This window comes from Peptostreptococcus stomatis DSM 17678 (assembly GCF_000147675.1).
Classification (GTDB): Bacteria; Bacillota; Clostridia; order Peptostreptococcales; family Peptostreptococcaceae; genus Peptostreptococcus; species Peptostreptococcus stomatis.
In genome coordinates this window covers 12636-32251 of sequence record NZ_ADGQ01000060.1, presented here as the reverse complement: position 1 = coordinate 32251, position 19616 = coordinate 12636, and the positions used below count along the sequence as shown (strand labels likewise).

General features: G+C 37.1%; 20 protein-coding genes. 4 read left to right on the top strand and 16 right to left on the bottom strand.

Annotation, left to right across the window (positions count from 1 at the left end; all coding sequences use genetic code 11):
• Positions 1 to 200 precede the first annotated feature (200 nt).
• Both pyk and pfkA read right to left on the bottom strand, forming a co-directional pair.
• Positions 201 to 1937, bottom strand: coding sequence for a pyruvate kinase (gene pyk / locus HMPREF0634_RS06060; protein ID WP_007790113.1), 1737 nt, complete (start codon positions 1935 to 1937; stop codon positions 201 to 203).
• 107 nt (positions 1938 to 2044) lie between these two features.
• Positions 2045 to 3016 carry a 6-phosphofructokinase gene (pfkA, locus tag HMPREF0634_RS06055; RefSeq protein ID WP_007790199.1) on the bottom strand — a complete coding sequence of 324 codons (972 nt, stop codon included), beginning with the start codon at positions 3014 to 3016 and terminating at the stop codon, positions 2045 to 2047.
• 397 nt (positions 3017 to 3413) lie between these two features.
• On the opposite strand from pfkA, the gene rpsU reads away from it, so the two are divergent.
• The 3 genes from rpsU (at position 3414) to HMPREF0634_RS06040 (ending at position 5211) form a co-directional block, all read left to right on the top strand.
• The gene (gene rpsU / locus HMPREF0634_RS06050) at positions 3414 to 3593 is read left to right on the top strand and encodes a 30S ribosomal protein S21 (RefSeq protein ID WP_002844447.1); all 180 of its coding nucleotides are present in this window, start codon (positions 3414 to 3416) and stop codon (positions 3591 to 3593) included.
• Between the two features lie 24 nt (positions 3594 to 3617).
• The gene (locus HMPREF0634_RS06045; RefSeq protein ID WP_007790175.1) at positions 3618 to 4058 is read left to right on the top strand and encodes a GatB/YqeY domain-containing protein; all 441 of its coding nucleotides are present in this window, start codon (positions 3618 to 3620) and stop codon (positions 4056 to 4058) included.
• A 292-nt stretch (positions 4059 to 4350) separates the two neighbouring features.
• Positions 4351 to 5211, top strand: a complete 861-nt coding sequence (locus HMPREF0634_RS06040; protein ID WP_007790074.1) for an SH3 domain-containing protein — start codon at positions 4351 to 4353, stop codon at positions 5209 to 5211.
• A 330-nt stretch (positions 5212 to 5541) separates the two neighbouring features.
• On the opposite strand, the gene HMPREF0634_RS06035 is transcribed toward HMPREF0634_RS06040, so the two are convergent.
• From HMPREF0634_RS06035 to HMPREF0634_RS06025, 3 genes are all read right to left on the bottom strand, one after another.
• Positions 5542 to 6147, bottom strand: a complete 606-nt coding sequence (locus HMPREF0634_RS06035; protein WP_007790095.1) for a Dph6-related ATP pyrophosphatase — start codon at positions 6145 to 6147, stop codon at positions 5542 to 5544.
• A 13-nt stretch (positions 6148 to 6160) separates the two neighbouring features.
• Positions 6161 to 6835, bottom strand: a complete 675-nt coding sequence (locus HMPREF0634_RS06030; protein WP_007790198.1) for a uracil-DNA glycosylase — start codon at positions 6833 to 6835, stop codon at positions 6161 to 6163.
• Positions 6836 to 6940: 105 nt separating this feature from the next.
• Positions 6941 to 7315: a NusG domain II-containing protein gene (locus HMPREF0634_RS06025; protein WP_007789925.1), complete on the bottom strand. Its 375-nt coding sequence runs from the start codon at positions 7313 to 7315 to the stop codon at positions 6941 to 6943.
• Between the two features lie 86 nt (positions 7316 to 7401).
• Here HMPREF0634_RS06025 and HMPREF0634_RS06020 point away from each other — a divergent pair, with 86 nt between their 5' ends.
• Positions 7402 to 8451, top strand: coding sequence for an FAD:protein FMN transferase (locus HMPREF0634_RS06020; RefSeq protein WP_007790081.1), 1050 nt, complete (start codon positions 7402 to 7404; stop codon positions 8449 to 8451).
• A 61-nt stretch (positions 8452 to 8512) separates the two neighbouring features.
• Here the strand turns inward: HMPREF0634_RS06020 and HMPREF0634_RS06015 are convergent, their stop codons facing one another.
• From HMPREF0634_RS06015 to HMPREF0634_RS05965, 11 genes are all read right to left on the bottom strand, one after another.
• Complete coding sequence (locus HMPREF0634_RS06015) at positions 8513 to 11017, bottom strand: ABC transporter permease (protein ID WP_007790197.1); 2505 nt, start codon at positions 11015 to 11017, stop codon at positions 8513 to 8515.
• A gap of 4 nt (positions 11018 to 11021) precedes the next feature.
• Positions 11022 to 11693 (bottom strand): ABC transporter ATP-binding protein, encoded by a 672-nt coding sequence (locus tag HMPREF0634_RS06010; RefSeq protein ID WP_007789992.1) that lies wholly within the window; start codon positions 11691 to 11693, stop codon positions 11022 to 11024.
• Between the two features lie 106 nt (positions 11694 to 11799).
• A complete protein-coding gene (locus tag HMPREF0634_RS06005; protein ID WP_007789984.1) occupies positions 11800 to 12774 on the bottom strand; it encodes a sensor histidine kinase in 975 nt (324 codons plus the stop codon).
• Entirely contained in the window at positions 12764 to 13435 is a 672-nt protein-coding gene (locus tag HMPREF0634_RS06000) for a response regulator transcription factor (RefSeq protein ID WP_007790125.1), read from the bottom strand. The genes HMPREF0634_RS06005 and HMPREF0634_RS06000 overlap by 11 nt, the downstream gene beginning before the upstream one ends.
• A gap of 120 nt (positions 13436 to 13555) precedes the next feature.
• Positions 13556 to 14050 carry a transcription antitermination factor NusB gene (gene nusB / locus HMPREF0634_RS05995; RefSeq protein ID WP_040565828.1) on the bottom strand — a complete coding sequence of 165 codons (495 nt, stop codon included), beginning with the start codon at positions 14048 to 14050 and terminating at the stop codon, positions 13556 to 13558.
• A complete protein-coding gene (locus tag HMPREF0634_RS05990) occupies positions 14043 to 14384 on the bottom strand; it encodes an Asp23/Gls24 family envelope stress response protein (protein ID WP_007789949.1) in 342 nt (113 codons plus the stop codon). Before HMPREF0634_RS05990 ends, nusB begins: the two co-directional genes overlap by 8 nt.
• Before the next feature lie 70 nt (positions 14385 to 14454).
• The gene (locus HMPREF0634_RS05985; RefSeq protein ID WP_007790079.1) at positions 14455 to 16431 is read right to left on the bottom strand and encodes a fructose-bisphosphatase class III; all 1977 of its coding nucleotides are present in this window, start codon (positions 16429 to 16431) and stop codon (positions 14455 to 14457) included.
• Between the two features lie 30 nt (positions 16432 to 16461).
• A complete protein-coding gene (gene plsX / locus HMPREF0634_RS05980; RefSeq protein WP_007789933.1) occupies positions 16462 to 17478 on the bottom strand; it encodes a phosphate acyltransferase PlsX in 1017 nt (338 codons plus the stop codon).
• Between the two features lie 116 nt (positions 17479 to 17594).
• Entirely contained in the window at positions 17595 to 17774 is a 180-nt protein-coding gene (rpmF, locus tag HMPREF0634_RS05975) for a 50S ribosomal protein L32 (protein WP_007790120.1), read from the bottom strand.
• Positions 17775 to 17791: 17 nt separating this feature from the next.
• Positions 17792 to 18310, bottom strand: a complete 519-nt coding sequence (locus tag HMPREF0634_RS05970; protein ID WP_007789976.1) for a YceD family protein — start codon at positions 18308 to 18310, stop codon at positions 17792 to 17794.
• Between the two features lie 66 nt (positions 18311 to 18376).
• Positions 18377 to 19576, bottom strand: a complete 1200-nt coding sequence (locus tag HMPREF0634_RS05965) for an acetate/propionate family kinase (protein ID WP_007790146.1) — start codon at positions 19574 to 19576, stop codon at positions 18377 to 18379.
• Between the last annotated feature and the right edge of the window lie 40 nt (positions 19577 to 19616).

Sequence of the window (19616 nt, the reverse complement as noted above, 5' to 3'; positions counted from 1 at the left end):
ACTTTTTTCTTAAAATATATCTATAAATTAGCTTAGCAAATATTTGCTTAAGCTGGGTCTAATCATTCTTATAAAATAATTATATGCTACACCCTATTATACCACATAGTCCCCTTTATAAGGTCAAAAAATAGGCCGTAGACCCAATTTCATACAAACCTGGATATACGACCTAATCTATCTCTTTTATTTAGTTAAAACTACTGTTCTCTACTAACTGCACCACTGGCTGGTTCTACCTTTATCATTTCTCCATCTTTTATCTTCTTTGTGATATCTACAACGGATACTATTACTGGTATACCCAGGTTGATTCCTGCTATGGCAGCATGTGAAGTCATACCACCAGTTTCAGTTACTACAGCAGACGCCTTTTCCATGTACTTTAGCATGTCCCTGTCAGTTCCTAGTGTAACTAGCACATCACCTTCATTAAATTCCTTGTCTTCTCCTGGCATGATTACCTTGGCAGGTCCTTCTACACAAACCTTACCAATACCAACACCCCTACCCAGGAATTCACTTATTACAGCTACCTTAACCAGGTTAGTCTTACCTGTCTTGCCTACTGGAACACCGGCTGTTATTACAACTATATCACCAGCATTTACTATACCTGTATTCTTAGCTACTTCTACTGATTCGTCCATCACTTCGTCTGTACTTTCTGCAAACTTAGAAATTAGAGGGTATGTACCCCATAATAGGGATAATTTTCTCCTAACTCTTTCATTCTGAGTTGCAGCTATAATCGGAGACTTTGGCCTGAACTTTGATACCATCCTAGTTGTATAACCTGATGATGTACAAGTTATGATTGCCTTAGCACATAGGTCCATAGCAGTTGTACAAGTTGCATGACTGATAGCATCTGTTACAGTTATCTCTTCTATGTCCATACTATATCTAACCTTGTAGTCCAAAGTTTCTTCTGTCCTCAAGGCTATCCTGTTCATTGTCTTTACAGCCTCTACCGGATACTTACCTGCAGCTGTTTCTCCTGAAAGCATTATAGCATCAGTTCCATCATAGATAGCATTGGCTACGTCTGTTACCTCTGCCCTTGTTGGTCTAGGGTTTCTGATCATTGAGTCCAGCATCTGAGTAGCAGTGATTACCGGCTTGGCTACCTCATTACACTTTCTGATGATCATCTTCTGGACGATAGGTACTTCTTCACTTGGAATTTCAACACCCATGTCCCCTCTAGCTACCATTATACCGTCTGATACCTGGATGATTGAGTCTATATTGTCAACACCCTCCTGGCTTTCTATCTTTGATATGATATGGATATCAGGAGCATTGTTTTCTTCTAGTACCTTTCTGATTTCAAGTACGTCAGAAGCCTTCCTAACAAATGATGCTGCTATAAAGTCTATGCCCTGTTCTATACCAAACTTGATATCTTCTATATCCTTTTCTGTGATTGCTGGTAGGTTAATAGCTACACCTGGTAGGTTTACACCCTTTCTTGATGATACCTTACCTGAGTTTTCTACTACTGTATGTATGTCATTACCCTTGATTTCTTTAATTCTTAGGGCTACTAGGCCGTCATCTATCAGGATTGTATCTCCTACCTTTACGTCGTCTATCATACCCTTGTATGATACGCTACATCTCTGGCTATTACCCATACAGTCGTCCATACTTACTACGAATTTTGCACCTTCTTCAAGAACTACTGGTTCTTCAAATTCACCAGTTCTGATTTCAGGCCCCTTAGTGTCTAGAAGGATTGCCACTGGCTGGTCTAATTCTTCTCTGACCCTCTTTGTCCTGTCCATTCTCTCCTTGTGTTCTTCATGTGAACCATGTGAGAAGTTGAACCTACAAACATTTAGGCCATTTTCTATTAATTCCTTTAGAACCTGGTCTGAATCAGTTGAAGGTCCCATTGTGCATACAATTTTTGTCTTTTTACATCTTACCATAATCTTAATCACTCCTATAACCTTATACGGCTGGTTTTTTACCTGCCAAATTATAAATTATAGACCAAGTTACCAGCTCAGTCTTTATGTCAATTAGATACTCAAGCCTATATTGACAGTATCTTTGCCATTTCATATAGATCATCATCAAAAGTCTTCTTCATTGAAAGAGCTTCATCTATATCCATGTCAATTACCTTGTTATCCTTTATGCCTACAACCCTGCCAGACTTACCTTCTATTAGTAGTTCAACTGCCTTGTTGCCCAACCTGCTGGCCAGGATCCTGTCAAAGGCTGATGGTGATCCACCTCTCTGAACATGACCAAGTACTGTAATTCTAACATCTGCCTTGTCTTCTATTGTAAGGGCAGATCTTAGGCCTAGGGCTCCACCTTCTATATTTTCAGCCCCTTCTGCCAGTACTATGATACTGTGCTTCTTACCCCTCTTTTGAGTTGTCTTTAGCTTCTTAACTATGTCTTCTGTCTTTGTATCCATTTCAGGTACTATGATAGATTCTGCACCACCAGCTATACCAGCGAATAGGGCCAGGTCTCCACAACGTCTACCCATTACTTCTATTATATTCACCCTGTCATGTGATGATGATGTATCTCTTAGCTTACCTATAGCATCTATAACTGTGTTAGTTGCTGTATCAAATCCTATTGTGTAATCAGTATAGGCAAGGTCGTTGTCTATTGTTCCTGGTATACCAATAGTGTGTACGCCTAATTGACTCAGCTTGTTGGCACCCGTAAAAGATCCGTCTCCACCTATTACCACTAGGCTTCCAACTCCAAATTCTTCTAATATTTCGACTGCCTTGGCCCTGCCTTCTTCTGTCCTGAATTCGTCACACCTTGATGACTTCAAAACTGTACCACCCTTCTGGATGATATCACCTACTGAGGAAAGATCCATTTCCCTAAAGTCCTTTTCTAAAAGACCTGCGTAACCTCTTTCGATTCCGTAAACCTTGTAGCCATAATATATGGCTGTTCTTACTACAGCCCTGATGGCTGCGTTCATACCTGGAGCGTCTCCTCCACTAGTTAAAATACCAATAGCCTTCATACATTACCTCCTGTTTTTTCTTTACCGTTTTACTTACCATAAATTTACCATAATAAAATATCTATCTATAATCTAATACCTTTTATAATACCTATTTTCAAAATACCATTATTTTATAATTTAAAACACATAATGGACTTTTTTAGTCCCTATATATCATTTTCCATCCCACAATATGTAAAAAAATATTGGATATTATCCATTTATTAATTATACCACACTTTTTTAAATTCATAAATAATTTTTGAGCAATATTAGACTTTTTTAGATATTTACACATATTTCTATATATTTTACAAAAAGACTTGCTAAAAGCCCTAATTTATCTTATAATATTATGGTGTTAAACTAATCAAATTAGGTTAACAAATCGCTGGATTGTAGGGAGGTGAAACAGATGTCAGAAGTTAGAGTAAGAGAAAACGAATCATTAGATAGTGCACTTAGAAGATTCAAGAGACAGTGTGCTATGTCTGGCATAATGTCAGAAGTTAGAAAAAGAGAACACTATGACAAGCCTAGTGTTAAGCGTAAGAAAAAGGCAGAAGCTGCTAGAAGAAAAAACGCTAAAAGATAGTTAATTAAAAAGAGGTGAAAGGGAATGTCCCTTAAAGAAAAACTGCAGGAAGACCTAAAGTCTTCTATGAAAAACAAGGATACAATCAGGAAATCTGTTGTTACACTTATCAGGGCTGCAATCAAGCAGCATGAAGTTGATAACCGTGTTGAGCTGGCTGACGATGCTATCATAGATATCATTTCAAAGCAGCTTAAGCAAAGAAAAGATTCACTTGCTGAATTTGAGAAGGCTAACAGGGATGATTTGATTGAAGAAACAAAGTCTGAAATACAAGTTTTAGAAGGATACCTACCTCAACAATTAAGCGAAGAAGAACTTGAAAAAATCGTAATCGAGACTATAGCTGAAGTTGGTGCTACATCAATGAAGGATATGGGCAAGATTATGGCCACTATCAAGCCTAAGACTGCTGGACGTGCGGACGGCAGAAAAATAAACGAACTTGTTAAGAAGAATTTGTAAAAACTTAGTGTAAGCTAACTAAAAGACTATGCATCTAGTATGTATAGTCTTTTTTGCGTCTATAAAAGGTCTTATTTGCTGTCTTCCTCCTTCTATAAAAGATCTTATTTTTACAGTCCCACTTCCCTTATAAAGCCTCCTATAGACAAGTTTTCCTAAACCCATAAATTTTACACTTTCCAATATAATTTAAATTGAAATAGTTTTCCTTACTTGGTATAATTATATTAACATCAAAATTATTATATCAAAGTTTTGAACTTATTATTTTATGAATTGGAGGAATTATACATTGTCTAGAGAAAAATTTACAAATGATTTTGATTACGATGCAAATGAAGGTCTAGATAAGAAAAAGAAGCTTATCTTTATAGTAGGTGGTTTGGTTATTTTGGCCTTAATCGTGATTGGTGGCATCTTTGCCAAGGGTAAGATGGAAATATCTTCCCTAAATAAAAAAGCTGAAAACTTTGTAGAGATCAAGGACTATGAAGAGGCAGCAAAAATTTATTCTGACCTCTATGCGAAGACTGGTGATGTGGAATACAAGTCCAAGAAAAACCAGATGGATATAATGGCTGAAACCAAGACTAATATGGATGAAGCCAAGAACCTGGAACAACAGGATGAATATGTAAAGGCAATAGCCCTATACAAGCAAATCCCTGCAGAAGATAAGGACAACTACAAGAAGGCTAATGACAGGATTAACTCACTAAAGTCTGATGTTGTAAAGAAGGCCAGTGCTTTTATAGATTCTGGTAATACTGCTTCTGCCTCTTCCCTACTGTCTGAATATCTAGGACTGGTTCCTGATGACAAGTCAGCCAGCGACCTTTACAAGAAAGTATCTGGCAAGACTGATGCTGAAGTAAAACAGGTTATAACCAGGGAAGTAACAAGCCAGCCTTCATCTAACCTAAGTGCCGCAAATGCTACTGCTAATTCTATAAGAAATAGCTACCAGTATGTAACAGCCGGTGAAGCCAACATAAGGAGTGGTCCTAGCAAGTCATCTTCTTCTGTCAGAGTCTTATACAAGGGTGAGGAAGTATATGTATATGATACTTATGTAGAATCTGCAAGCAGGATCTGGTGTAAGATTGACGGTGGTTGGATTTCTTACAATACCCTAAATGGAAACTTCCGTTAAGACACTGCTTAAGTATTATTAATACTGCTTAAGTGCTAATAATATACCTTATATATAACAATTATAATGATTCATAGCTCCTTCTGATTTTTTAGATGTGTTTGCAAACTCTATTTTATCAGAAAGCTATGAATCTTTTTTTGTACTTTGATTATAAATTGTTGTATTTTGATTATAAGTTTAAGAGAAATAAAAATAGGCTGTGCCCAGCCTATTTTTATTAAACAATTTATATGTGTTGATATGGAAGCTAAAGATTGATTAAATCTTTAATTTTGATACGATAATCAGTATCAAGTAACCTTAGTTTACCATAGCTTTTTATAAAAATCAAGTAGATTTTGCAATTTTTTTTAGATATTTTTCTACAGACCAAACCTCTATCCTGGTGTGGTATTCACCGTTTTCACCACAGGGGTCTATAGACTTATTAGATTTAAGTTCTTCTACCAGGTCTTTATCCAAGATTCTACCCTCTAGGGATTCATCCAGGAAAGTTTTATTGACCTTGACTATCCTTGCCTCAAGACCAGTATTTAAAAACTCCTCTAGGACAGCCTCCCTGCTCTCGCCCTCCAAGGGATGTATACAGGTTATACCAGCCTCCTTGCACCTGGTCCTATTCCAGTCTAGGTGGTCTTGAATATCTATATCACCAAAGACACAGGCTTGAGCCCCTAGTTCCTTGCTGGCCTTTAGAGCCCCTTCAAAAAGGTCCTCATAGTCTTTTAGGTCTGCCTCTGTAAACAGGACCTTACAATCAAGTATCTGGCCAATATCTTCAAAATATTTACTAGCCAGGTTATGGGTCCAGGACATGTCTTCACCCTTTTTTGTAGAAACAATTAGGGCAACTAAGTCGTTGCCCTGGTCCAACATCCTCTTTATTGCTAGGGTGGAATCTTTACCACCACTAAATGACGCTGAAAATTTCATATACCCGCACCTACTAAATATTTTCTATCTGCCAATCTATAGGCTCTTGTCCCATAGATTCCAGTATTTGGTTTACCCTGGCAAAGTGGCCACATCCGAAGAAGCCCCTATGTGCTGAGAGTGGACTTGGATGGGGTGCCTCTAATATATAGTGCCTATCCACATCTATCAACTTCTTTTTGGACCTGGCATTTGACCCCCATAGGACAAATATTACAGGTTCTTCCCTTTTGTTCAGATAGGAAATTACATTATCTGTGAAGGTCTCCCAACCCATACCCTTGTGTGAATTTGCCTGGTGGGCCCTTACAGTCAAGGCCGTATTGAGTAGGAGGACTCCCTGTTTGGCCCATGGTACCAGGTAGCCATTGTTTGGTATATAGAGCCCCAGTTCCTCTCTCAGTTCCTTGTACATATTCAAGAGGGATGGAGGTGTCTTTATACCCGGTTTTACAGAAAAGGCCAGACCATGAGCCTGTCCATCATCGTGGTAGGGGTCCTGGCCCAATATCAAGACCTTTGTACCCTTGTAAGATGTATATTTTAAGGCATTAAATATATCGTACATATCAGGAAAAACCTGCTGACTCCTATATTCTGACTTTAAAAATTCCCTTAGCTTTAAGTAATATTCTTTTTTAAATTCATCAACTAAGACCTGGTCCCAGTCATTGCCTATATTTACCATAAGATCCTCCTGGTTTCTAATTTAACTCCTATAAGCTAAAAACTGCTTATTCTATTCCTATTATCTTCCCTCTACCCATAAAATTTATAGGTTTATATACTTTTCTTATTTTACAATTACGTCCTTGTCTGCCTGGCTATCATCATCACTGACTATCTTTATATTTATCTTGTGGGGCAGGCAGACTATACTCTGTCCAGGCTTATTGATAAAGCCAGTATGGATACATACCTTGTCCGGGCAGTTGGCCTTTGTCATTTCAACCCCCTTGTCGTGGATATGTATCTTGTTTATCCTCCCGTTTTTTTCCTTTATATCTATCTTTTGGTCCTTGTCTAGTGGGTAGGTATTGTAGAGTTTATTTTCTACATAGACCTCTACCCTGGCCCCCTGGCCTGAATTTAAATATTTATTTATTAGAACCCCTTGGACAATTAATATGCCTACTATTGCAAAAAGGATAATATCTCTCTTCTTCATTTCTTCTCCTAATTCTATTCATATACTTTAAAATATGTTATAATACATATTGTGCTATATTGATTATAACATAAATGGAGGTAAAAATGAAAAAATCAAATCTTAAGATACTTGCATCAATAATAATTCTCTTTATTATTGGTCTTATATTTTATTTTACAGTAATAGATAAGGTAGGTACTTTCTCTACTACTAACTACTATCTAGATACGGTAAACCAAATCAATGTTATTAATACAAGAAAGTCCAAGGCAGACAAGGTCCTTCCTGGTTCTGACAAGATAGTCTTAGACATCCATAACAAGATGAGCTCCCAGATGGCTAGCAGTGAAGTTTCTAAGATCAATCAAAATGCTGGTATCAAGCCTGTCAAGGTTTCAGATGATACCTACACGGTAATCAAAAAATCCCTTGTGTATTCAGACAAGACTAAGGGAAAATTCGATATTTCAGTCGGTGCCATATCTTCTATCTGGAATATAGGTAATGATGCTGCGAGGGTTCCAGCAGACCAGGAAATTAAAAAATTACTTCCACTAGTAAGTCACAAGGATATTGTTTTAAATGACAAGGACAAGTCAGTCTTCCTTAAAAAAGAGGGCATGAAGATAGACTTAGGTGGTATAGCCAAGGGTTATTGTGCTGACAAGCTGGCAGACTACCTTAAGGAAAATGGTGTGAAAAATGCCATTATCAACCTTGGTGGAAATATCTACGTATTTGGGCAAAATGCCAAGAAGACTGACTTCAATGTTGGTATCCAGGACCCAGCCAAGACAAATACTGAGCCCCTCGGAACTGTCCAGCTAACAGATATGTCTATAGTTACATCTGGTATCTATGAAAGATTTATTGAAAAGGATGGCAAGGTCTACCACCATATGATTAACCCAGCTACTGGTTACCCATTTGAAAATAACCTAAGTAGTGTAACTATAATATCTAAAAAGTCTATAGATGGTGACGCCCTTTCTACTTCAACCTTTGGGCTAGGCCTTGAGGAGGGTATGAAGTTTATAGAGGGTCTTGAGGATGTAGATGCCATCTTTATTACAAATGACAAGAAGGTCTATACTACTAAGGGACTTAAAGACAAGTTCAAACTAGAAAATTCAAACTATAGCCTTGCTAACTAGATTAATAATTATATAAAAAAATTGGGCCTAGCATGTATAAATACCTGCTAGGTCCTTAATTTTAAAAACCTCTTACCATGTTGTTGAGATCATCATCTAAGATATCCCTAATACCACTGCGGATAGCTATAAGAATACCAGCTACTATCACACAAAAAACCAATATAATTGGGATATAGTTTATATTGAGTAGTATCGCTTTTGATACAAAGGCAAAATCATAGTTACTCCTATAGGAACGTGCACATACAGCTAATACAAACATCAGCACATAAAATACAGTTGCAAATTTGAACAGTATCTTAATTTCACCATAGATCAATTTTTTGATTTGTTTTTCCGTCATTCCAGTAGTTGATAGTAATTGGAATTCTCTCTTTCTTGCCCTTAAGTTGCCATGAAAACTATTGTAAGCATTAGAAAGGGCTAGTAGGACAAGTATAATTTGTATTCCCAAGTTCAACATATGCTCGTTTCTTGTCTGTTCTCTCTTGGAAGCTTGATTTAGTATCTCATTTGTCGTTGAGTGATCACTCTTAGCTATATATGAGGATATTATCTTTTCACAAGAATCAGACACCCTCGCTAAATTTTTCTTTATTTTCATTTTTATGATATAGCTATTCGTCGGATCCCCACTATCTTGTCCATACTTTTCTACAAAACTTTCTAAATTTTCCATCCTGGTAAATAGATAAATACCCCTAGCTTCCTGCCCCTTAAGATCAAATGGGAATTTATCTATATACCCATCTACATGAACAGACATTGGTTTTCCATCTATATTATAGCGAAGGACAAGGTCTTTTTCATCATTATTTGTCAACTTAATATAGTTTCTAAATGAATATGGTGTTTTATTATTATCAGGTGTCCTATTTAACAAGATGTAATTCAAACCCCTATCCAATTTGTTCATAGAAACAACTTTATCAAAGTCTTTACCATGCAAGCCTATAATATTGACATACAAATTATCTTTTTCCTTGCCACCTGTTTCAAAGGCCTTTTTCAAGTCATCTGATTCAAAACCCTTATTGTCTTCTAGATAAAATTTAAAACTCTTATCCCAATAGATATGTAGATCATCTACCCCCTCTAGTCCATATATTTCTTTTAATAAACCCTTATTTAAATTAGTATTAGTTAAGATATTTGATTTGAAATTGTATGGATTTTTATACTTTCCATAAGTTTCGTCAATAGTCCTATATGATTGAGATACTAAAACAAGTGTCATGACCATTGCTGACAATAATATAGCTAAAATAATAGTCCTATAGGTAGACTCATAGGCCTTAAAATAGTCCCTTGCCAAAGTCTTTTCTAGCTTACCAGATATTTTTGATTTACCATATTTTATTTTCATCCCTGTTATTTCCGTTAGTCCTTCAATCACATTGAGTCTGGCACTTTTTCTAGCAGGAACAATTGCAGACAAATAGACAGTTAAGAAGGCAAAAAACAATATTATACAAACCGTTGAAAATGATGGGTGTATTATATGAAATTCTGTTGTCCTCATATCTTCACCTATTATGGACGACATATTTTTATAGCTAATATAGTTGTTGAACCACATCAAATAAAGCAATAAATTTGCAGTTAAATATGAAACTAGTGTACCAGCAAAAATTGGAACTAAACCAATCTTTATAGCCTTGATCCTTATCATCTTTTTAATTTGTTTTTCCGTCATGCCTACGCTCTTTAGTAGGGCTAATTCTTTTATATCCCTGTTATTCCATACATTAAAAGCCCCATATATCATTACAGCAAATAATAATACTAGCACCAGACAGGCACCATAGGACTCAATCATATCTGCAATCACGTGTTTTGGTGGAATCAATCCTGATGGATAAATCATCTTATATTCTAAGATATCTCTATTAAAGTACAATCTTCCTGTTTCTAGTGCTTTATCGTAATTTATTTTAAACTCATCAAACATTTTTTTCGTCAACGTATAGGTATCTCTTGGTTTCTTATACCAGACATAGGCCTCTATACCATCTGTATTTTTTAATAGGTTCTCTTTATTGCTTTCATCCAGGACACCTATCAAGGCACTTTCTTCAAAACTTTTTGCGTAGTCATTATATTCTCCAACAATAGTATATTCTTTGCCCTTTACTTTGAGTTTTGAACCTAGCTTATACTTCTTGTATTTTTGTAAAAAACGCCTTGGTACAATCAACTCATCACTTGAATCCGGCCTTTTTCCAGATAGAATTTCATAACCTTCTAAATCCTTGTAGTAGACCCCCTTTTCTATTATGGTTGCATCCAAATCTGTTGAAATTAATTTGTCAAAGGAAACCCTCTTTATTTCATCATTATCCATAATTGACTTGAGCATATTTCTATCTACCTGTGTAAAGGAAACATTGTAATCACCAACAGTAGAAAGTATCAAATCATATTGGTCTGCTTTAATCGTTCCAATAATAAATATAATCGTACCCAATAAAACTACGGCCAAAAATATTGACAATCTAGTCGCAAGCGTGTCTTTTTTATTATTTTTTATTTGAGAGTTCAAGAGTTCATTAGTAATTTTCATAGGATCACCCCTCAATCCTATTTAACTTACCGTCAACCATCTTATATACCCTATCGCATGAATTGGCTACTTTTTCATCATGTGTAATAATTATAATCGTTGATTTAAAACGCTTATTCACAAGTCTAAATAAGGAACTTATCTCTTCAGAATTTTTTCTGTCTAAGTTTCCCGTTGGTTCATCCGCCAGAATAATTGCTGGCCTTGTTATAAGACTTCTTGCAATAGCCACCCTCTGTTGTTCTCCTCCTGATAGCTGTTTGGGAAAGCGATCAAGTTTTTCTTCTATGCCTAAAGTTCTTATAATCTCATCAAAATACTTTTTGTCTTCCCTTTTATTATCCAGAAGTAAGGGCAAGAGTATATTTTTTCTGACACTAATATTAGGTATAAGGTTAAAAAATTGATATATTACACCTATATTCCTCCTACGAAAAATTGTCAACTCTTCCTTACCTAGTTTGGTTATATCCATATCCTGTATATAAATTTCCCCACTAGTAGGTTTATCTACACCTGCTAATAAATGTAGTAAGGTTGATTTCCCAGAACCACTATCACCTATTATTGCTATTAAAGCCCCTTTTTCTAGTTCAAAGTTCACCTCTGAAAGAGCTCTAACCTCCACTCCTGAATCATATGTCTTTGTCAAATTTACAGTTTTTACAATACTCATATAAAACCCTCCCTTCTTTAAGCCTAGAATATCACGCTTATATGACTAGAAAGTGACTAGACAAATAAAAATGAAAAAGGGAGTGATCGTAACTTTTTTCTTAAGATTAAATATAAAACCTGAATTCAAAATAGTTAGAAGTTTTTCCCCTCGTGTAGATAAGCTCTCCATTTTGCTTTTCTACTATTGTTTTTGCCATAGGTAGACCTATCCCGTAGCCTTTAGAATTTTGATTTTCCTTGTAAAATCTTTTGTATATCTTTTTAAGAACCTCATCTGATATCCCTTGACTGTAATCCTCTACTATTATACTCTTGTATATATTAGTTTCTTTCAAGATAATTCTTACACCCTCTTTTGGAGATGATTCTATCCCGTTTTTCACAACATTATAAATAGCTTCATATGTCCACTTCCTATCACATACCAGGTCGAAATTTTCCCCTATTATAGGTGTTGTAGACCCTCTGTCTGCAAAGAGTATTTCCATTTCTGTAACGATTTCTCCAACCATATCTTTGATATTAACTATATCCTTTTTCATCTTAATGGTACCTGAATCTAATGCAGCCAATTTTAATAAAATATCTACCAGATGGTGTAGTCTATTAGTATTTGACCTTATATGTCCAAGATATTCTTTTTTGTTTTCTTCATCATCCTCTATCAAGTCAAGCATTAGTAAAATTCCAGTTAGGGGTGTCTTTAATTGGTGGGCAATATCCTCTGTGTATTCTCTCAAGGTTTCTTTATTTTCTTTTGCCTTGTCTGCAATTATTTTATTTTCTAGAATCACCTTTATAATTTCATCCATTAGTTTGCCAAATTCATCATCTTCAAGTTCATACTCATCTGTATCTATATCCAAAGAATGTAATAAGGTAAATATACTATCAATCTCCTTGTTAAGTTGAGCTTTCCTACGTCTTTCACTTAAAATTAGGAGTAGAAATATAAGTGTATTAACTAATATAAACAAGAATAATGTAATTACATCTAACCTGGGACTTATATGAAATACTGCTAATGAAAGAACCAGGTTCAAAAGGACAATAAGTAAATATACTTTCTTAATCCTCATAATTTTTATCCTCCCACATATAGCCTATCCCTCTAACAGTCTTTATATACTTTCCATAGTTTCCTAATTTGTATCTCAGTCTTTTAATAGTCACAGTCAGTGTATTATCATTTACCTCATAGAGATCATAACCCCATACTGAATCTATAATCCTCTTCCTGATAACATTAGCCCCCCTGTTTTCCAAAAGAATCTCCAAAACTGAAAATTCCTGTTTACTAAGATCTAAATTATCACCACTCAAGTATGCAGTCATCGACTTTAAATTCAAATTCAAATCACCAAATACTATATCTCTACTTTTTGTATTCTTCCTCCTAAATATATTGTCTATTCTGGCCTTTAATATTGGTAAAGAAAATGGCTTTGTTATATATTCATCTGCACCAAATTCAAACCCCCTCAATATATTTTCATCTGTATTTTTTACTGTAAGCATAATTACAGGTATATTCGAAAATTCTCTTAACCATTTTAGGTAGTCAAAGCCTGAACCATCTGGAAAATTCACATCTAGTATTATCAAGTCAAATTCATTAAAATCTATTTTTTCCGTCATAGTCAAATTTCCAAAAACTTCGGTCTCCATGTCATACCGTTTTAAAAAAGTCTGAACTGCAAAAGATATTGTATTATCATCTTCAATCATAGCTATCTTCATAAACTCACCCCTTATATAAGTCTACAAAACAAGGGAGAATGAATTACTTGTTCACCCTCCCTTATCAACATCAATTTTTAAAATTATCTAATTAGACTCTAGCCTTATAGTTACAGCAAACTAAGCCTTCATAACACTTCCAAGTATACCATTTATATACTTATAGGCATCATCGTCACAATACTTCTTTGCAATGTTTACCGCCTCATCACAGGCAACAACCTCTGGTATAGTAAACATAAACTTGATTTCAGCAACAGCCAACCTTAAGATGGCAACGTCAACTGCAGGCATTGTATCTGTAGTCCAGTTTCTTGCATATTCATTTATATAGGCATCTATGGCCCCTATATTGTCTTCAACAGCCCTGGCTGCATCCATCAAATATGAGGAATCCAATATGACCTCCCTATAAGAATCCAGCATATCTATTTCCTTGCCACCATGTGACTTGTGAATTTCTATAGCATCATCTTCTACTGAATCCAAAAATCTGTCCAGGTCTTGACTTAGACCCTCCCAGCCCGCATTTGATACGGCCCTGCTATAGAGATACTTCATAAATATTTCCCTAGAAACCTTCCTCTGCATTATTAAATTATTAGCTCTAGTCATTTTCTTTCTTTTCTGCCTTTTCTTTTTTTATCACTAGGCTGCCAACATGGACATTAACCTTTTCAACCTTGAGACCTGCCATAGTTTCAACTGCATTTACTATGCTTTCCTGAACCTTGACAGATACATCTGGTATTACCTGACCATATTTAACGGCTATATCTATGTCTATTATGGCCTTGTCATCCTCTACGCTTACCTTTATTCCGTGGTTTCTGAATAGCTTATCTGTGAATGAAGTAGACTTGTCTATTCCGTCTATTTCTAGTGCTGCAAAACCAGCTATTGTCTGTATAACATCATTTGAAATCTTTATCTGACCTAAATTTTCCATAGTGCACCTCCATGATTATTCACTATTATCTTATGCTACAATCATACCAAAATATACTTATTTTTGCAAATTATTTTTCCTTTATAAGACCCGACCTGTAGGCTGCTAGAAGGTCCTTAAGGTCCTCTACCATCTCCAACAACTGTCGGCCATCATTTGTATCCTTTATCATCCTCCTCTTGGCCTTGTGTTCTACCAAGACTGTAGATGATATAATATCCCTTTCGTTCTTAACGGCATCTTCCTTTGATGTAAAAGGCTCATGGGCTACCAGCTGAAGGGTCCTTGAATTGTATATTAGGGTATAACCCGCCATACCAGTCTTGCTCTGGTAGGCCTTGGAGAAACCACCATCTATTACCAGGACCTTACCCTGGGCCTTGACTGGACTCTCACCCTTCTTGTACTTAACTGGCACATGGCCATTTATAATGTGGTCTTCTTCAAAGTCCATATCGAACTCGTCAAAGATCTTCTTTAATATAGTCATGTCCTCTCTCAGGTTAAAGTATGGGTTCTTGTTCTCCTTGTGGGTTGCCTTGTCTTCTATAAAGTACCTCTCATAGGTAGTCATATCATCCTTACCAAATAGGGAAGAACACTTGCCTGTCCATAGGTACCAGAACATGTCTAAGCCATAGGACCTCTTTTCTTCATCTTCTTCATAGTAGGCCTCCCTAACCAGGGATTCCATCTTATCTAACAAAGCCTTGCCCGAATACCTCTGTCCCTTTAATTCCATGGACATAAAGCTTCCATCATCATTAAGTGGTAGGCCACCATGGATTAGGAGGTTTCCGTTGTACTTAAGGTAGATGCTTCCCTTAGAGAATAGGAAGTTTACGTGTTTTTGGAGCTTGTCACTCGACATAAAGGCATCGACTAGCTTGTCGATTATCTCCCCTTCTTCCTCTGTCAGTTTATAAGGGTCCTTAGGGTCTATCGTTGGGAAGTTTGTATCCTTAAGCGGGTAGGTCTTGCCCTTGATTACTATAGTTCCCTTGTCGTAGTCAACCTTGTCTAAAAGCAAGCGGTGGCTCATTTCATATTCTGGCCTTCTGTTGATAATAGCCCCTTCTAGCTTGAACTGGATCACACTGATAGCCTTGTGGATCTTGGCTATCATGGAGATTTCCCTCATATTAGTATTATCACGGTCAACCTTGGGCTGGAATTCACTACATGGGTCATTTCTGTAGGTATTAATGGCAAAACTGGCCAAGGGCAGAAGGTTTATCCCATATATATCCTCTATAATATCCAGGTTATCGTACCTGGAAGATATCCTCAAGGCATTGGCTATACAAGTCTTTTCTCCTGCTGCTGCCCCCATCCAAAGTATGTCGTGGTTACCCCACTGGATATCAACACTGTGGTGGCCCATTAGCCTTTCTATAATCAGGTCTGGCCTTGGCCCCCTGTCGTAGATATCACCAACTATGTGCAACCTGTCAACTACCAGCTTTTGTATTACCTTGGCCAATGCTCCTATAAAGTCCTCTGACTGGCCCAGTCTGATTATAGATTCTACCAGGGATATATAGTACTCTTCCTTGTGCTCGCTCTTCCTATGCTCATGCATCAACTCTTCTATGACATAGGCATAGTCTTTTGGTAAGAGCTTTCTCACCTTGGACCTGGTATACTTACTAGAGCAATACTTGCATAATTCTACCAGCCTGTAAATAGATATCCTATAGAAGTCCTCCATATTTGCCTCGGTCTTTTTTATCATCTCCATCTTGCTAAATGGATAGTAGACCAAGGTAGCCAAGGACCTCTTTTCTGAGTCCCTCATGGTATTGGTAAAGAGTTCATCTATCTTTCTCCTAACCACACCTGACCCATTTTTCAATACATGAATAAAGGGTTCATGCTCCCCATGTATGTCTGATAAAAAATGCTCTGTCCCCTTTGGTAGGTTCAATATTGCTTCTAAATTGATTATTTCTGTACTTGCTTCAGATATTGTCTTATACTGGTTGGACATTAGCTTCAAATACTTGAACTTTAAATCCTTGTCATCAACAGCTAAATTATCTCTCATATCTACCTCCAAAACACCCGTCTGGTTTACCTACTTGTTTTCAGCCTTTTCCTGGTCACTTGATATATAGGCCCTAATCTCTTCAACCACATTTCCATCTACAAATTGAATGGCCTGTCTAATCGCATTCTTAATTGCCCTGGCATCAGAACTACCATGGGCCTTTATTAGGCCTCCTTCTACCCCTAAAAATGGCGCTCCCCCATGTGATGAATAGTCAAGAGAGTCTTTTAGCCCCCTTAGACTGTCCTTCATCAATAGGGCTCCTACCTTTGACTTGGTTGAAGACATGATAGATTCTTTTATTTTCTTGAAAAGTGATAATACCGTTCCCTCCAGGGTTTTTACTATGATATTACCTATAAAGCCGTCGCATACGACTACATCACAAACCCCGTTAAGTATTTCCCTAGTCTCCATATTACCTATAAAGTTCATATCATCCCTGTCCTTTAGTAGGTCAAAAGCTGTCTTTACCAGGTCGTTACCCTTGCCTTCTTCTGTGCCTATATTGGCCAGGGCTACCCTAGGTTTTTCCATATTCATAACCCTCTTTGCATAGATATTAGTCATGGCTGCAAAGTCAAGCAACTGCTGGGCATCACAGTCCACGTTGGCACCTGTATCAGATAGGAGGCTGACACCCCCATCCATAGTAGGTATAGCCGTACATATACAAGGCCTGCTAATACCCTTAATCCTCTTTATTACAAAGACGCCACCACTTAGAAGGGCCCCTGTACTACCAGCTGATACCATGGCATCAGCCTCCTTATTTTTAACCATATTAAGGGCAACTACCATAGAAGAGTCCGTCTTTCTCCTGATAGCGACCACTGGCTTTTCATCATTTGTGATTACCTGACTGGTATGTACTATTTCTATCTTTGTCTTATCGCAGTCATACTTGGACAATTCTGCTTTTAGCTGGTCCTTTTCCCCTGTTATTACTATATCTATACCGTATTCCTTGACGGCCATGCAGGCTCCCTCTACAGGGGCCATAGGTGCATTGTCCCCGCCCATTCCATCTATAACTATCTTCATATTTAACCTCCATTAAAAAGCTACTATTTAGATTATACCATATTTTTGAACGTAAAAATAGCGTAAGCAAAAAGCTTACGCTACCTAAAAATCTTATTCCGTTTTCTAAAATCTAATTAGTCAACTGATACTACTTCTTTACCATCGTATGATCCACAGCTTAGACAAACTCTGTGTGGTAACTTTGGTTCGTGACACTGTGGACACTCAACAAAACCAGTAGGAACCATCTTTGAATTAGACGCTCTTCTCATTTTAGTTTTAGATTTAGATGTTCTACGCTTTGGTACTGCCATGAAGACACCTCCTTACTCTATTTTAACAATTCTTTTAATTTAGCAAATCTAGGATCAATGTCATCGTCGCCCATGGAGTCTTCACATACACAGTCTTGGGTATTCAAGTCTACCCCACAGCCCGAACATATTCCTTTGCAATCTTCGCTACACAACACTTTTTGAGGCATGTTATAAGTCAGAGTACTATCTACAAGTTCCAAGAGGTCAACCTCTGTCCCTTCTAGAGGAAATATATCTACATCTTCATAACTATCCTCGTCATACTTCTCTTTCATTAGGTATGCATCTATCTCATAAGCTACCGGAACCTCAAGGTCTTTTAAACATCTCGAGCAGGCTCCCTTATAACCAAAGTTAACCTTAGCCTTCAGTAAAAAATTCCTGCCAGCCCTAGATATCCTACCAGTTAGATGCAGGGGTGATATCAAATTATAATCTACACCATAATATCTAATCGACTCTACATTTTCACAAAAATCAAAGTCTACACTTTCTCTCTCCTTATTGGTTAGAGAGTCTATATTTAGCTTCATAAATTTATCACCTCTAAAACATTACTTGTCTATTATACATATTTGAGTCTTATTTGTCAAGCATTTTTAACGATTAGATAGCCTTAAAGTATCTCTTGCTATCATCAATTCTTCGTTTGTTGGTATCAATAATACCTTTACTCTTGAATCATCTGCAGAGATTATCCTATCCTTACCTCTTACATCGTTCTTTTCAGGATCCAGCTTGATTCCCATGAAGTCCATGTCAGCACAGATCGTTTCTCTCATGCCTATACCATTCTCTCCAAGACCAGCAGTAAATACTATAGCATCTACCCCATTCATCTCGGCAGCATAAGCTCCTATATACTTCTTAACCCTCTGAGCATATGCATCCAGGGCATTTATAGCCAGCTGGTTTCCTTCAGCTGCTGCATCTTCTATGTCTCTGAAGTCTGAAGATATACCTGTCATACCGTATACTCCTGACTCCTTGTTCATTAGCTTGTCAACACCATCAGCATCAAGACCTTCCTTCTTCATTACGAAAGGTATTATAGCTGGGTCTATGTCACCACATCTTGTTCCCATTATTAGACCTTCTAGTGGAGTTAGGCCCATTGAAGTATCTACTGACTTTCCTCCGTCCACTGCAGTTATAGATGCACCATTACCAAGGTGGCAAGTGATGATCTTTAGGTCTTCCGGCTTCTTACCTAGCATTTCTGCAGCCTTCTGTGATACGTATAGGTGGGAAGTTCCGTGGAAACCGTACCTTCTTACACCGTGCTTCTTATATAATTCATGAGGCAAACCATACATAAAAGATTTTTCTGGCATTGTCTGGTGGAAGGCTGTATCAAATACACCTACCATTGGTACATCAGGAAGTATAGCCTTACAAGCTTCTACGCCCATTAAGTTGGCTGGGTTGTGTAGGGGAGCAAGGTCACTACAATCCTTGATTGCAGCTATTACTTCATCAGTCAATACTGCAGAAGAAGCAAACTTTTCTCCACCGTGAACTATCCTATGTCCAACAGCATCTATTTCCTTCATTTCCTTTACAGCTCCTACAGCTGGATCTGCTACAGCACTTAGGACATGGCCAATAGCATCCTTATGGTCCTTCATTGGCTGCTCAACTATGTGCTTGCCATCTAGACCTTCCTTTTCATGCTTAAGGATTGAGCCTTCTATTCCTATTCTTTCAACCAACCCCTTGCAAAGAACTGCTTCATTTTCCATATCTATTAACTGATACTTTAATGATGAACTACCACAATTTAATACTAAAACTTTCATTTAATTACATTCCTCCACTTAACCTTAATTATTTTACCTC

Coding starts and splice junctions, on each gene's coding strand:
- HMPREF0634_RS06035 (WP_007790095.1), bottom strand. CDS start 6,147: ATGAAATTTTCAGCGTCATTTAGTGGTGGTAAAGATTCCACCCTAGCA.
- rpmF (WP_007790120.1), bottom strand. CDS start 17,774: ATGGCAGTACCAAAGCGTAGAACATCTAAATCTAAAACTAAAATGAGA.
- HMPREF0634_RS06030 (WP_007790198.1), bottom strand. CDS start 6,835: ATGGTAAATATAGGCAATGACTGGGACCAGGTCTTAGTTGATGAATTT.
- pfkA (WP_007790199.1), bottom strand. CDS start 3,016: ATGAAGGCTATTGGTATTTTAACTAGTGGAGGAGACGCTCCAGGTATG.
- HMPREF0634_RS05985 (WP_007790079.1), bottom strand. CDS start 16,431: ATGAGAGATAATTTAGCTGTTGATGACAAGGATTTAAAGTTCAAGTAT.
- HMPREF0634_RS06000 (WP_007790125.1), bottom strand. CDS start 13,435: ATGAAGATAGCTATGATTGAAGATGATAATACAATATCTTTTGCAGTT.
- HMPREF0634_RS05965 (WP_007790146.1), bottom strand. CDS start 19,576: ATGAAAGTTTTAGTATTAAATTGTGGTAGTTCATCATTAAAGTATCAG.
- HMPREF0634_RS06025 (WP_007789925.1), bottom strand. CDS start 7,315: ATGAAGAAGAGAGATATTATCCTTTTTGCAATAGTAGGCATATTAATT.
- HMPREF0634_RS06015 (WP_007790197.1), bottom strand. CDS start 11,017: ATGAAAATTACTAATGAACTCTTGAACTCTCAAATAAAAAATAATAAA.
- HMPREF0634_RS05970 (WP_007789976.1), bottom strand. CDS start 18,310: ATGAAGCTAAATATAGACTCTCTAACCAATAAGGAGAGAGAAAGTGTA.
- HMPREF0634_RS06010 (WP_007789992.1), bottom strand. CDS start 11,693: ATGAGTATTGTAAAAACTGTAAATTTGACAAAGACATATGATTCAGGA.
- HMPREF0634_RS06020 (WP_007790081.1), top strand. CDS start 7,402: ATGAAAAAATCAAATCTTAAGATACTTGCATCAATAATAATTCTCTTT.
- rpsU (WP_002844447.1), top strand. CDS start 3,414: ATGTCAGAAGTTAGAGTAAGAGAAAACGAATCATTAGATAGTGCACTT.
- plsX (WP_007789933.1), bottom strand. CDS start 17,478: ATGAAGATAGTTATAGATGGAATGGGCGGGGACAATGCACCTATGGCC.
- HMPREF0634_RS06005 (WP_007789984.1), bottom strand. CDS start 12,774: ATGAGGATTAAGAAAGTATATTTACTTATTGTCCTTTTGAACCTGGTT.
- nusB (WP_040565828.1), bottom strand. CDS start 14,050: ATGACTAGAGCTAATAATTTAATAATGCAGAGGAAGGTTTCTAGGGAA.
- pyk (WP_007790113.1), bottom strand. CDS start 1,937: ATGGTAAGATGTAAAAAGACAAAAATTGTATGCACAATGGGACCTTCA.
- HMPREF0634_RS05990 (WP_007789949.1), bottom strand. CDS start 14,384: ATGGAAAATTTAGGTCAGATAAAGATTTCAAATGATGTTATACAGACA.
- HMPREF0634_RS06045 (WP_007790175.1), top strand. CDS start 3,618: ATGTCCCTTAAAGAAAAACTGCAGGAAGACCTAAAGTCTTCTATGAAA.